The sequence below is a fragment of the Pseudomonas sp. GWSMS-1 genome (assembly GCF_049847425.1).
GTDB lineage: Bacteria > Pseudomonadota > Gammaproteobacteria > Pseudomonadales > Pseudomonadaceae > Aquipseudomonas.
The window spans coordinates 994,564-1,007,880 of sequence record NZ_JBMHHV010000005.1 but is presented as its reverse complement, the minus strand read 5'-3'; the positions used below and the strand labels follow the sequence as shown (position 1 = coordinate 1,007,880).

Genomic DNA, 13,317 nt, shown 5'->3' with positions numbered 1-13,317 from the left:
CGCGCGCGTTACGCCCCATGGCCCACCTCAGCCTCGCCGCCGTACTCACGGCAGTGGTCGCACTGAGTGGCTGCCAGTCACTCCTGAACAGTCGCTACAGCGACAGCGTGCCCGCGGATCAAGGCATTGTCCGGGTCAAGGGCCTGGCGCAAAGCGTGGTGATTCGCCGTAACCCGCTGGGCATGCCACTCATCGAAACCACCACCTTCCATGACGCGCTGTTCGCCCTCGGCTATGTGCATGCCAGCGACCGCCTCAGCCAAATGGTCGGCCTGCGCTTGATGGCCGAAGGTCGCCTGGCCGAGATGGCCGGCCCCGGTGTGTTGGAAATGGACCGTTTCATGCGCGCGGTCAATTTGAAAAAGAGCGCTGAGGTGCTCTACAGCAGTGCATCGCCGCGGATCAAACGCTTCTTCGAGGTCTATGCTCGCGGGGTCAACGCTTACCTGTTCCGTTACCGTGACAAGCTGCCAATGGACCTGGCCGAATCCGGCTATCGCCCGGCGTACTGGAAGGCCGAAGACTCCGTATTGGTGTTCTGCCTGTTGAACTTTGGCCTATCGGTCAATTTGCAGGAAGAAATCGCCGCCCTGGTACTCGCGCAGAAGGTCGGCAGTGAACAACTCGCCTGGTTGCTGCCGACCTACCCCGACGAGCCCTTACCGGTTGAAGAAGCCAGCAAACTCCGTGGGCTTGACCTCAATGGACAGCTGGCAGGGCTGGGCGACGTTAGCGCGGCCGTCAGCCAATTTGCTGATGCACACATGCTCGGTGTCGCGGCGTCCAACAACTGGGCGTTTACCCCTCAGCGCACGCGCAGCGGCAAAAGCTTGCTGGCCAACGACACACACTTGCCATTGTCGATGCCGTCCGTATGGAATTTCGTGCAAATTCGCTCGCCCAAATACCAAGCCGCCGGCGTCTCGATTGCCGGCGTGCCCGCCGTCGTAGCAGGCTTCAACGGCAAGCTGGGCTGGGGTATGACTATGGTCATGGGTGACAACCAGGATTTATTCCTAGAGCAAGTCAGACGTCAGAATGGCCGCCTGCATTACCTGGCAGACGGTAAATGGTTACCCACCCAAGAACGCCAAGAGACCTTCTTCATCAAAGGGCAACGCCCCATCCGTGAAACCATTTTCGAAACCCGCCACGGACCACTGCTGAATTCGGTGCTCGGCGAGCGTAAACACGCACTACAACCCATGCAGCTGAGCAGCGGCTATGGCCTGGCGCTGAAAACCACGCAATTCGAAGCGGACCAGACCCTCGATGCGTTTTTCGACCTGTCGCGCGCCCAGTCAGTCGAGCAGGCCTTTGAGGCCACCCGTGAAGTCCGCGCCATGCCGCTAAATATCGTCTTCGCCGATGCCCAGCACATTGGCTGGCAGGTCACCGGGCGGTTCCCCAATCGCCGCGCAGGCCTGGGGCTGATGCCCTCACCCGGCTGGGACAGCCAGTTCGACTGGGATGGGTTTGCCGACCCAATGCTGCACCCCTACGATCAGGACCCACCAAGCGGCTGGCTAGGCACCGCCAACCATCGCACGGTACCGCGCGGGTATGGCATGCAGCTTTCCAACTCCTGGTTTTACCCCGAGCGCGCCGAGCGTATCGCCGCACTGGCAGCAACGGGCAAGCATGACACCCAGAGCATGATCGCCATGCAGTACGACCAGACTTCGCCCTTTGTCGCCAAGCTGCAGAACATGTTCAGCGCACCGGGCATGGCAGAAAGCCTGCAAGCCGCCATCGATGCTTTACCGGCAGCAGAACGCGGCAACGCCCGCGAAGCGCACAGCCGACTGATGAAGTTTGACGGCAAGATGACGGCCACCTCGGCAGACGCTGCGCTGTACAGCGCCTTTCTCCACCAGAGCGCCCGGGAAACCTTCCTCGACGAATTGGGCCCAGAAAGCAATCCAGCGTGGAAGGCTCTGATCGAAACCGCCAACAACTCCTACTCCGCTCAGGCCGACCACTTGCTGGGCCGTGAAGACAGCCCCTTCTGGAATGACCGCCGCACCGCACAGCAAGAAGACAAACCAACCATCCTCGCGCGCAGCCTCGCCGGCGCAGTGACGCTGCTGGAAAACAAACTAGGTCGTGACCGTAGCACCTGGCAGTGGGGCAATTTGCACACTTACAACTGGACCACCGAGACCAGCCAACTGGCGCCCTACATGAGTGCCAGCCAGCGCAGCAGCATCAACGCCATCAAGGGCTACCTGGACCGCGGCCCCTACCCGGCCGGCGGCGATCACAGCACGCTGAATGTGGCGGCCTACAACTGGGGCGAGAACTTTGACACTTGGTTGATCCCAGCCATGCGCATCGTCGTCGACTTCGGCCGCGAAGAGCCGCTAATCGGCCTCAACAGTTCCGGCCAATCAGGCAACCCGGCCAGCAAACACTACGCCGACGGCATCGACGCCTGGCTCAAGGGCGGCTATATGAGCTTCCCGTTCCAGTCGCAAAACCTCGACAAGGTGTATGGCAGTAAGCGCTTACTACTGATGCCGACAAACTGAAGGAAACAGCGACTGACCGTTCGTCGGCAACCACTGAACCAATTCAGCAGTTACCGCTCAGACAAAGTGGACTTACTCCACAGATCATCATCGTTTTAGGGCGCTTTTTAGCGCCCTTTCTTTTGCCTGCGATTCAGTCACCCGTCTGCATGCAGCTCTAGCGTGCACTTTGCCGCTGGTTCAACGTAAGCTTTGCACCTTGTGTTAACGCTTGATGCTTAAAGCCGGGCAGTTCTGCCGCGCGACCGCATAAGCCATGTGTTCTGCTTCCCGTGAGGACTTTGAAATGAGCAACCGCCAAGCTGAAATTGCCGCTGCCCTGGATGTGATACCGCCTTTTTCTGACGAAGCGGCGCTGGTCGCCGAAATCGAGCGACGCAAGACCTTTATCAAGCACTGCCTGCGCAACTCGGGCCTTAAGGTACTGGTGCTGGGTATCAGCGGCGGTGTCGACTCATTGACCGCCGGACGCCTGGCGCAGCTATCAATTGAGGAATTGCGTGAAGAAACCGGCGACTCGGCCTATCGCTTTATCGCCGTACGCCTGCCCCATGGCACCCAGCACGACGAACATGACGCCCAAGCCTCGCTGCAATTTATCTGCGCGGATGAAGAAGACACCGTCAATATCGCAGACAGCGTAACGGGGCTCGGCGAACAGGTGACTCACCTGCAGAAGCTCAGCGACGCCCGCCGCGACTTTGTCATGGGTAACGTCAAGGCACGCATCCGCATGGTCGCCCAGTTCGCCATCGCTAACGCCAATAACGGCCTGGTCATCGGTACCGACCACGCCGCCGAAGCGGTCATGGGCTTCTTCACCAAATTTGGTGATGGCGCTTGCGACCTCGCCCCGCTCTCCGGCTTGGTCAAAGGCCAGGTACGTGCAATCGCCAAGCACTTGGGCGCGCCAGATAATTTAGCGTTCAAAGTGCCGACCGCCGACCTGGAAGAGCTGCGCCCCGGCAAGCCGGATGAAGAGGCCCACGGCGTTAGCTATGCAGAAATAGACGCCTTCCTGCACGGCCAACCGGTGCGCGCAGAAGCCTACGCCATTATCGTGCGCACCTTTGATGCCACCCGCCACAAGCGCGAACTGCCATTAGCGCCATAAAGACCGCAGGGTGTTCGCCAAGGACGGCGCCCCATAAAAATTACGAACAATAAAAAGCCGGGCATCGCCCGGCTTTTTATTGGATCAACCACTCAGGCCCTTGGCAGGGTCACGCCCAGCTGACCTTGGTACTTGCCACCCCGGTCCTTGTAGGACACTTCACAGGCCTCATCGGACTGCAGGAATAGCATCTGCGCGACACCTTCGTTGGCGTAGATCTTCGCCGGCAAGGTGGTGGTGTTGGAGAATTCCAGGGTCACGTGGCCTTCCCATTCCGGCTCCAGCGGCGTGACGTTGACGATGATGCCGCAGCGCGCATAGGTGCTTTTGCCCAGGCAGATGGTCAACACATCACGGGGAATACGGAAAAACTCCACAGTGCGCGCCAGCGCAAAAGAGTTAGGTGGAATGATGCACACATCGCTTTTCACATCGACAAAGCTCTTCTCGTCGAAGTTCTTAGGGTCGACAGTCGCCGAGTTGATGTTAGTGAACACCTTGAATTCATCGGCGCAACGTACGTCATAGCCGTAGCTGGAAACGCCGTAAGAAATCAGTGGCTGCGCACCCTCGACACGTACCTGGCGCTCGACAAACGGCTCAATCATGCCGTGCTCTTGAGCCATGCGGCGAATCCACTTATCCGATTTGATGCTCATGGCGACTGTCCTGCTATAGCGAAGGGTGAAAAGTGCACGCATCTTACCGGGCCGCGCGACTGGGTTCAAAGGCTCTGAAAACAGCCGCGGGGCAAATCGCCAAGATCAGCCCATCGCTAAATAACAGAAAGATGCACAGAGCATTCGCGCTTAGCGCTAAAAGCGGGTATCGTGTGCCCCACTGTGCTGCATGTGTCACCGCGAATCGCTTCATGATGCCTAGATTTCGATCCAAACATCGTCCGACTCCTAGTACTCGTTGCACTCAGTCCCGGCCTGGGCTTTTCCAGGGCTGTTAATAAAATCTTTAGGAGACATAACATGTCGAATCGTCAAAATGGCACCGTTAAGTGGTTCAACGATGAGAAAGGCTACGGCTTCATCACCCCACAGTCCGGTGACGACCTGTTCGTACACTTCAAAGCTATCCAGAGCGATGGCTTCAAGAGCCTGAAAGAAGGCCAGGCAGTGACTTTCGTCGCTACCCGCGGTCAGAAAGGCATGCAGGCTGAGGAAGTTCAGGTTGTATAACCTGATCTAACTCGCTTGATAAAAAGCCCCGCCTAGTGCGGGGCTTTTTTATGGGCGCGTATTTATCTGCGAGCAAGATGTGGCGCACGTGCGTGCGCCACTGCCAAATCAATCTTCGCTGATCACAATGCTCGGCATCGCCTGCTGCGCGCCACCTTGAGCAATGCGTGCACCCACATTACGCGCAGTTTCCTGATAGATCATCGCGATCTGGCTTTCCGGATCAGCGATAGTGGTTGGCTTACCGCCATCGGACTGCATGCGAATGGCCATCGACAGCGGCAAGGATGCCAGCAGATCGACGCCAAACTGCGCCGCCAGCTTCTCACCACCGCCTTCACCGAACAGATGCTCGGCATGACCGCAGTTCGAGCAGATATGTACGGCCATGTTTTCTACAACGCCCAGCACCGGGATGTTCACTTTACGGAACATCTCCACGCCCTTCTTAGCATCCAACAGAGCCAGATCCTGCGGCGTGGTGACGATTACCGCACCGGCCACTGGCACCTTTTGCGCCAGGGTCAGCTGGATATCACCGGTGCCCGGCGGCATGTCAACCACCAGGTAATCCAGGTCATTCCAGGCGGTCTGGGTGATCAACTGCAGCAGCGCACCGGAGACCATTGGCCCACGCCAGACCACCGGGGTGTTCTCATCGGTGAGAAAGGCCATGGACATCACTTCCACACCATGGGCCTTGAGCGGCACAAACCACTTCTGATCTCTCACCTCTGGCCGCGTGCCTTCGGGGATACCAAACATGATGCCCTGGCTCGGCCCATAGATATCGGCATCCAGAATGCCGACCTTGGCACCCTCACGGGCCAGCGCCAACGCCAGATTGGCGGCAGTGGTGGATTTACCCACCCCGCCTTTACCGGATGCCACGGCAATCACGTTTTTCACATTCGCCAGCGCCGGCACCTGATCCTGCGCCTTGTGCGCCTCAATCACGCAATCAACCTGCACGTCAGCGCGCTCGACGCCATCAAGCCCCTCCAAAGCCATCTGCAGCATCTGCGCCCAGCCGGCCTTGAATAATCCGGCGGCATAGCCCAACTGCAGACGCACCTTAACTTGACCACCCTGAATCTCCACCTCACGCACGCAGCCGGCGCTGACCGGGTCCTGATTCAGGTGGGGATCGGTGTATTGGGACAGCGCGGCTTCAACCGCTGCACGGGTAACAACACTCATGGGAGACTCCGAAAGACTGAGTAAAGCAGGCGGACATCCTACCCGAGCGCGCTTGCTGGCGCATGCCCATAGCCCGGCGCAGCGGTCATGGATGAAAAATATCCGCTGCCCCTATATAGTTACCGGCTTCTCCGAGTTACCAGTGCAGCCAATTCCCATGAGCCAAGCCCGCAAGATTCTCGTCACCAGCGCCCTGCCCTACGCCAACGGTTCGATCCACCTCGGCCATATGCTCGAGTACATTCAGACCGACATGTGGGTGCGCTTTCAGAAGCTGCGCGGCAACCAGGCTATTTATGTATGCGCCGACGATGCGCATGGCTCGGCAATCATGTTGCGCGCTGAGAAAGAAGGCATCACACCAGAGCAGTTGATCGCCAATGTGCAGGCAGAGCACACCGCCGACTTCGCTGATTTCGGGGTGAACTTCGACAACTACCACTCGACCCACTCGGATGAAAACCGCGAGCTGTCGGCGGCCATCTACCTAAAGTTGCGCGACGCCGGGCATATCGCCACGCGCTCGGTCACGCAGTACTTCGACCCTGAAAAGGGCATGTTCCTCGCTGATCGCTTCATCAAGGGCACCTGCCCGAAATGCGCAACCGAAGATCAGTACGGTGACAACTGCGAAAAATGCGGCGCTACCTACGAGCCAACCGAGCTGAAGAACCCACGCTCGGCGATCTCCGGCGCGGTGCCGGTACTGCGTGATTCGAAGCACTTTTTCTTCAAGCTGCCTGATTTCGAGGCCATGCTGAAAAGCTGGACCCGCAGCGGCGCGCTGCAGGACGCAGTCGCCAACAAGATTGCCGAATGGCTGGATTCCGGCCTGCAGGAATGGGACATCAGCCGTGATGCGCCGTACTTCGGCTTCGAGATTCCCGACGAGCCAGGCAAATACTTCTACGTGTGGCTGGATGCGCCAATCGGCTACATGGCCAGCTTCAAGAATCTCTGCGCACGCACCCCAGAATTAGACTTCGACGAATTCTGGGGCAAGAACTCTAGCGCCGAGCTGTACCACTTTATCGGCAAGGACATCGTCAACTTCCACACCCTGTTCTGGCCGGCCATGCTCGAAGGCGCGGGCTACCGCAAGCCTACAGCAGTCGCTGTGCACGGCTACCTGACGGTCAACGGGCAAAAAATGTCCAAATCGCGCGGCACCTTTATCAAGGCGCGCACCTACCTCGACCACCTCAACCCCGAGTATCTGCGCTACTACTACGCAGCCAAACTGGGCCGTGGCGTGGATGACCTTGACCTCAACCTTGAAGACTTTGTGCAGAAGGTCAACTCCGACCTGGTCGGCAAGGTAGTGAATATCGCCAGCCGCTGCGCCGGTTTTATCCACAAAGGCAACAATGGCCTGCTCTTGGCGGGCAATATCGCTCCCGAGCTGACCGAAGCCTTTGCCGCGGCCGCACCGACTATTGCTGAAGCCTATGAGGCCCGTGACTTCGCCCGCGCCATGCGCGAAATCATGGCCCTGGCCGACCGCGCCAACGCCTGGATCGCCGACAAAGCCCCTTGGGCGCTGAACAAGCAGGAAGGCAAGGAGGCCGAAGTACAGGCCATCTGCGCCCTGGGTGTGAACCTGTTCCGTCAGCTGGTGATTTTCTTGAAGCCAGTGCTACCGCAACTGGCCAAAGATGCCGAAGCCTTCCTTAATGTTGCGCCACTGACCTGGGACGACCATCAGTACTGGCTGGCGGACCACCAGCTCAACCCATTCAGCGCCCTGCTAACCCGTATCGAGCCTGCGAAAATCGACGCCATGATCGAAGCCTCTAAAGAAGACCTGGCCGCCAGCGAAGCCGCTCCAGCAGCCGCTGGTAATGGCGAACTGAGTAAAGACCCACTGGCTGCCGAGATCGCCTTTGATGCCTTTGCCGCCGTCGACCTGCGTATTGCGTTGATCGAGAAGTGCGAGTTCGTTGAAGGTGCCGACAAATTGCTGCGCCTGACCCTGGATATCGGCGACGCCAAGCGCAACGTGTTCAGCGGCATCAAGAGCGCCTACCCAGACCCAAGCAAGCTGGAAGGCCGCCTGACCCTGTACGTGGCCAACCTGGCAGCGCGCAAGATGAAGTTCGGCATCTCCGAAGGCATGGTGCTGGCTGCCGGCCCTGGCGGTGAGGAAATCTACCTGCTCAGCCCCGACAGCGGCGCCAAGCCGGGCCAACGGGTTAAGTAAACCGCTGCGACGGATCAGCGCAGTCAGGACTCTCTGCCTGCGCTAGCCTTATGCCCACACCTCAGGAACGCTGATCCGGCTTGTATGGCCGCATCGGCTTATCGATAATAAGCACCCTTTTCCTGCGGCCTTTGCCCGTCCATTAACGGAACCTGCAATGACCGAACTCGCCTTGATCATGGTCAGCGCCATCCTGGTTAACAACTTCGTGTTGGTCCAGTTTCTCGGCCTGTGCCCGTTTATGGGCGTCTCGAAGAAAATCGAGACCGCCATCGGCTTGTCCCTGGCCACCACCTTCGTGCTGACCCTGGCTGCTATGTGCAGTTATCTGGTGCAGCAGTACGTGCTCAAGCCGCTGGATATCGAATACCTGCGCACCATCAGTTTTATTCTGGTGATCGCAGTGGTGGTGCAGTTCACCGAGATGGTGGTGAACAAGACCAGCCCGCTGCTGTACCGCGTATTGGGGATCTTCCTGCCGCTGATCACCACCAACTGCATCGTCCTTGGCGTGGCTCTGCTCAACGCCAACAAGGCCGAATTCACCTTTATCACCGCCACCGCCAATGGCTTCGCCGCGGGTCTGGGCTTCTCCCTGGTGCTGGTGTTGTTTGCCGCCATGCGTGAACGCATTGCGATTGCCGATGTACCGAAGTCCTTCCAGGGCGCGGCTATCGGTATGATCACTGCCGGGCTGATGTCGCTGGCCTTTATGGGCTTTAGCGGGCTGATCAAGCTATGAGCCTGGTGCTAATCGCCGTTCTGGCATTGCTCGCCCTGTGCCTGGTGGCCGGCGCCATTCTTGGTTTCGCGGCCGTGCGCTTCAAGGTCGAAGGCAACCCGATTGCTGAACAGATCAACGCCTTGCTGCCGCAAACCCAGTGCGGCCAGTGCGGCTACCCCGGCTGCAAGCCCTATGCCGAGGCGATTGCCGGCGGTGACAAGATCAACAAATGCCCACCGGGCGGCGAATCGACCATTCAAGCGTTGGCTGACCTGCTAGATGTAGAGGCCGAACCGCTAGACGCCGTGGAAGGCGAAAAGCCGCAGATGGTCGCCTACATCCGCGAAGCCGAATGTATTGGCTGCACCAAGTGCATCCAGGCCTGCCCGGTGGATGCCATTGTCGGCGCGGCTAAGCAGATGCACACCGTGATCGTCAGCGAATGCACCGGCTGCGACCTGTGCGTCGAGCCCTGCCCGGTGGATTGCATCGACATGCTCGAAGTGGGCAGCAGCGTGCAAAGCTGGAAATGGGAAAAGCCACTGCCCCCCGGCCAACTGATTGCTAGTGACCGGGAGCAAGCAGCATGACCGCACAACAACGTATCTGGGACATCCCCGGCGGCATTCACCCAGCCGAGCGCAAGGAGCTGTCCAACCGCACGCCGATCCAGCAAGCACCGTTGGCCAAGCGCCTGACACTGCCGCTTAACCAGCATATCGGCGCGCCGGCCGAGCCGGTTGTCGCCGTCGGTGAGCGCGTACTGAAAGGTCAGCTAATTGCCGCTGCCAACGGTTTTGTCAGTGTGCCCGTGCATGCGCCCACCTCTGGCACCGTGAGTTTTATTGGCCCGCAGCCTTACCCGCACGTATCCGGCATGCTCGCCCCGGCCATCGTGATCGACAGTGACGGCCTGGAGCTGTGGTGCGAACTGACGCCTTGCCCGGACTATCGTCACTTGGAACACAGCGCCCTGGTTGAGTTGATTCGCCAGGCCGGTATCAGCGGCCTCGGTGGCGCGGGTTTTCCTACGGCCGTCAAAGTCAATGCGCGGCCAACGCAGAAAATCCACACGCTGATTATCAACGGCACCGAGTGCGAGCCCTACATCACCGCCGATGACCTGTTGATGCGCGAACGCGCCAACGAGTTGGTCTCCGGTATCAACATTCTGGTGCAGCTGATCAACCCAGATGAGGTGCTGATCGGCATTGAGGACAACAAACCCGAGGCCATCGCCGCCATGCGCGATGCGTTGGCCGAGCGCAGCTATCAGCTCAAGGTATTCCCGACTAAGTACCCCTCGGGCGGCGAGAAGCAGCTGATCCAGATCCTCACCGGCGTGGAAGTGCCCAGCGGCGGCCTACCGGCGGATATCGGTATGCTCTGCCAGAACGTCGGCACCTGTGTGGCGATCCACGATGCAGTGCAGCTGGGCAAACCGCTGATCTCGCGCATCACCACCCTCACTGGCGAAGCACTGGCGCAGCCGATGAACGTCGAAGTACTGCTCGGCACGCCCGTCGGTGAACTGCTGGCGTTTGCTGGGTTGGATAAAGCCAAGCTGAACCGGCTGATCATGGGTGGCCCGATGATGGGTTTTACCCTGCCCGACTTCACGGTGCCGCTGATCAAAACCACCAACTGCCTGCTCGCCGCTAGCGTCGCCGAACTACCCCCGCCGCCGGCCATGCCGTGCATCCGTTGCGGTGAATGTGCAGAAGCCTGCCCGGCCAGCTTGCTGCCGCAGCAGCTGCACTTCTTCGCCATCGGTCAGGAGCACGAGCAGCTCAAGGCACACAACCTGTTCGACTGCATCGAATGCGGCGCTTGCGCCTATGTCTGCCCGTCGAGCATCCCCCTGGTGCAGTATTACCGCGCCGCCAAAGGCGAAATTCGCGACCTCGAGCAGAAACAGCTGAAGGCCGAACAGTCCAAGCAGCGTTTCGAGTTGCGCCAAGAACGCCTGCGCCGCGCCGAAGAGCAAAAAGAAGCAGACCGCCAGGCCCGCGCCGCTAAAGCCGCGCAAGCCAAGGCCGCCCAGGCTCAAGCTGCCCCCGCGGCAGGCAGCGATGCCCCTGCCGCCAAGCCCGCGGGCCTGAGCGACGAACAAAAGAAACTGAAAATCGAAGCCAGCATGGCGCAGGTGGCACTGAAGAAAGCCGAAAAACAACTGGCCACCCACGCCACAAGCGAATTGCAAACTCAGGTCGACGCGCTGCGCAGCGCTGCCGCCGCCGCACAACTGGCGCTGGATACAGCGCTGGCAGCCAACCCGCCAGCGCCTGTGGCGGCCGCAGCCCCCACAGCCGACGACAGCGCGCTGAAAAAAGCCAAGATCGACGCCGCCATGCTCCGCGCCCAGGTGAGCAAGCTGGAAAAACTCGAAGCGCCCAGCGGCGAGCAACAGGCCGAACTGCAACAACTGCGCAGCCAGCTCGATACCGCGCAGACGTTGCTGGCCAACCTTGAAGCCCAAGCACCTGCGCCTGCCGCGCCCACTCCACAAGCCGCAACCGACGATAGCGCGCTGAAGAAAGCCAAGATTGATGCCGCCATGCTTCGCGCCCAAGTGCGCAAGCTGGAAAAACTCGAAGCACCAAACGGCGAGCAGCAGGCCGAACTGCAACAATTGCGCAGCCAGCTGGAGGCGGCCGAAAAACTGCTGTCCGGCCTGGAAGCGCAAGCCCCGGTACCCGCTGCTAAACCCGCTGCCGACGATGGCGCACTGAAAAAGGCCAAGATCGATGCAGCCATGCTGCGCGCTCAGGTGCGCAAGCTGGAGAAAGTCGAAACGCCAAGCAACGAGCAGCAAAGTGAACTGCAGCAACTGCGCAGCCAGCTGGACGCCGCCGAAAAACGGCTCGCCAGCCTGGAAGCCCAGACACCGGCCGCTCCCGTTAAAGCGCCTGACGCAGAAGCCCCCGACCCGCTGAAAAAAGCCAAGATCGAACTGGCGATGAAGCGCGCCGAACTGAAAAAGGCCGAGAAGGCCGGCAGCGATGAAACCGCGCTTAGCCGCTTGCGCGAGGCATTGGCAGCCGCCGAGCAGGCCCTGCACCAGGCTGAGGATGCATCCGGCAAACCTGCACCAGAACTGGTACGCACGGACAAGAAACCAATCGACGAAGCCACCCGGGCGCTGAAGACCGAAGTGGCCTTTGCCCGCGCTGATCTGCGCAAACTGGAACGTGATGACAGCAGTGCTGCCGACGCTCTGGCCGCTGCGCGTCAACGCCTGACAGAGGCCGAACGCCAATTACAGGAACACGCAGGCAGCTGATAACAGCCCTGCGTAGCCAACCCAAGCAACAACCGGAGCACCAATGGCCCTGCCCCGCATCACCTCGCCCCACGCTAAGGGCAACAACCGCACCCAGCAAGTGATGCTGCAGGTGCTGCTGGCTGCCGTACCGGGAATCCTGGTCATGACCTGGCTGTTTGGTATCGGCACCTTGTTCAACCTGCTGTGGGCCAGCCTATGCGCCCTAGGCTTCGAGGCAGCCATCCTGGCCTTGCGCAAGCGCCCTGTGGTGTTCTTCCTCAAGGATTACAGCGTATTGGTCACGGCCGTGCTGCTGGCCTTGGCGCTGCCCCCCTATGCACCGTGGTGGTTAACGTTGGTGGCCACCGGTTTTGCGGTGATTTTAGGCAAGCAGCTGTATGGCGGCCTTGGGCAAAACCCGTTCAACCCGGCCATGCTCGGCTATGTCGTGGCACTGGTGTCCTTCCCGGTAGAAATGACCAGCTGGCCAGCGCCCCACGCAGTGGGCATGCTCGAAGGCCTGCAACAGATTCTCGGCATCGCTAACCTGCCCGATGGCTGGGCCCAGGCCACTGCGTTGGACGCCTTGAAGGTCAATAAAAGCCTGACCATAGACGAGCTCTGGGCGCAAAACCCAGCGTTCGGCCGATTTGGCGGCGCAGGCAGCGAAGCGGTTAACTTAGCCTTCCTCGCGGGCGGCCTGTACCTGCTGCACAAACGCCTGTTCACCTGGCATGCCCCCGTCGGCATGCTTGCTGCTCTAGCACTGATGAGCCTGCTGTTTTGGAACGGCTCAGGCTCCGACTCGCACGGCTCACCACTGTTTCACCTGCTAACCGGCGCGACCATGCTCGGCGCCTTCTTTATCGTCACCGACCCCGTCAGCGGCGCCACCAGTAACCTCGGCCGCTTGATTTTCGGCATAGGTGTCGGCGTGTTGGTGTATGTGATTCGCGCCTGGGGCGGTTACCCGGACGCGATCGCGTTTGCCGTATTGCTGATGAATTTGGCCGCCCCGACCATCGACTACTACACACGGCCGCGCACCTACGGTCACCGCAAGCCGACACGCGGCTTCAAGCTGGGAGAGTAA

General features: G+C 59.9%; 10 protein-coding genes. 8 read left to right on the top strand and 2 right to left on the bottom strand.

The annotated features are described in order from the left end of the window. Window positions 1-17: 17 nt before the first annotated feature. Window positions 18-2,531, top strand: coding sequence for a penicillin acylase family protein (locus tag ACEPAJ_RS08165; protein ID WP_425917972.1), 2,514 nt, complete (start codon window positions 18-20; stop codon window positions 2,529-2,531). A gap of 286 nt (window positions 2,532-2,817) precedes the next feature. Beyond that, a complete protein-coding gene (nadE, locus tag ACEPAJ_RS08160; RefSeq protein ID WP_425914452.1) occupies window positions 2,818-3,645 on the top strand; it encodes an ammonia-dependent NAD(+) synthetase in 828 nt (275 codons plus the stop codon). Between the two features lie 92 nt (window positions 3,646-3,737). Here the strand turns inward: nadE and dcd are convergent, their stop codons facing one another. Further along, the gene (dcd, locus tag ACEPAJ_RS08155) at window positions 3,738-4,304 is read right to left on the bottom strand and encodes a dCTP deaminase (protein WP_274087967.1); all 567 of its coding nucleotides are present in this window, start codon (window positions 4,302-4,304) and stop codon (window positions 3,738-3,740) included. Window positions 4,305-4,625: 321 nt separating this feature from the next. Between dcd and ACEPAJ_RS08150 the strand changes: the two genes are divergently transcribed. Further along, the gene (locus tag ACEPAJ_RS08150; RefSeq protein ID WP_090242762.1) at window positions 4,626-4,835 is read left to right on the top strand and encodes a cold-shock protein; all 210 of its coding nucleotides are present in this window, start codon (window positions 4,626-4,628) and stop codon (window positions 4,833-4,835) included. A gap of 108 nt (window positions 4,836-4,943) precedes the next feature. Here ACEPAJ_RS08150 and apbC read toward each other — a convergent pair whose 3' ends face one another. Continuing rightward, window positions 4,944-6,035, bottom strand: a complete 1,092-nt coding sequence (gene apbC, locus ACEPAJ_RS08145) for an iron-sulfur cluster carrier protein ApbC (RefSeq protein ID WP_425914451.1) — start codon at window positions 6,033-6,035, stop codon at window positions 4,944-4,946. A 157-nt stretch (window positions 6,036-6,192) separates the two neighbouring features. Here apbC and metG point away from each other — a divergent pair, with 157 nt between their 5' ends. The 5 genes from metG (at window position 6,193) to ACEPAJ_RS08120 (ending at window position 13,317) form a co-directional block, all read left to right on the top strand. After that, the gene (gene metG, locus ACEPAJ_RS08140; RefSeq protein WP_425914450.1) at window positions 6,193-8,235 is read left to right on the top strand and encodes a methionine--tRNA ligase; all 2,043 of its coding nucleotides are present in this window, start codon (window positions 6,193-6,195) and stop codon (window positions 8,233-8,235) included. A gap of 157 nt (window positions 8,236-8,392) precedes the next feature. Further along, a complete protein-coding gene (gene rsxA / locus ACEPAJ_RS08135) occupies window positions 8,393-8,977 on the top strand; it encodes an electron transport complex subunit RsxA (protein WP_274087964.1) in 585 nt (194 codons plus the stop codon). Next, window positions 8,974-9,549 (top strand): electron transport complex subunit RsxB, encoded by a 576-nt coding sequence (gene rsxB / locus ACEPAJ_RS08130; protein WP_274087963.1) that lies wholly within the window; start codon window positions 8,974-8,976, stop codon window positions 9,547-9,549. Before rsxA ends, rsxB begins: the two co-directional genes overlap by 4 nt. Beyond that, window positions 9,546-12,242 carry an electron transport complex subunit RsxC gene (gene rsxC / locus ACEPAJ_RS08125; RefSeq protein ID WP_425914449.1) on the top strand — a complete coding sequence of 899 codons (2,697 nt, stop codon included), beginning with the start codon at window positions 9,546-9,548 and terminating at the stop codon, window positions 12,240-12,242. Before rsxB ends, rsxC begins: the two co-directional genes overlap by 4 nt. A gap of 43 nt (window positions 12,243-12,285) precedes the next feature. Then, complete coding sequence (locus ACEPAJ_RS08120; RefSeq protein WP_425914448.1) at window positions 12,286-13,317, top strand: RnfABCDGE type electron transport complex subunit D; 1,032 nt, start codon at window positions 12,286-12,288, stop codon at window positions 13,315-13,317.

Coding starts and splice junctions, on each gene's coding strand:
- ACEPAJ_RS08165 (WP_425917972.1), top strand. CDS start 18: ATGGCCCACCTCAGCCTCGCCGCCGTACTCACGGCAGTGGTCGCACTG.
- nadE (WP_425914452.1), top strand. CDS start 2,818: ATGAGCAACCGCCAAGCTGAAATTGCCGCTGCCCTGGATGTGATACCG.
- dcd (WP_274087967.1), bottom strand. CDS start 4,304: ATGAGCATCAAATCGGATAAGTGGATTCGCCGCATGGCTCAAGAGCAC.
- ACEPAJ_RS08150 (WP_090242762.1), top strand. CDS start 4,626: ATGTCGAATCGTCAAAATGGCACCGTTAAGTGGTTCAACGATGAGAAA.
- apbC (WP_425914451.1), bottom strand. CDS start 6,035: ATGAGTGTTGTTACCCGTGCAGCGGTTGAAGCCGCGCTGTCCCAATAC.
- metG (WP_425914450.1), top strand. CDS start 6,193: ATGAGCCAAGCCCGCAAGATTCTCGTCACCAGCGCCCTGCCCTACGCC.
- rsxA (WP_274087964.1), top strand. CDS start 8,393: ATGACCGAACTCGCCTTGATCATGGTCAGCGCCATCCTGGTTAACAAC.
- rsxB (WP_274087963.1), top strand. CDS start 8,974: ATGAGCCTGGTGCTAATCGCCGTTCTGGCATTGCTCGCCCTGTGCCTG.
- rsxC (WP_425914449.1), top strand. CDS start 9,546: ATGACCGCACAACAACGTATCTGGGACATCCCCGGCGGCATTCACCCA.
- ACEPAJ_RS08120 (WP_425914448.1), top strand. CDS start 12,286: ATGGCCCTGCCCCGCATCACCTCGCCCCACGCTAAGGGCAACAACCGC.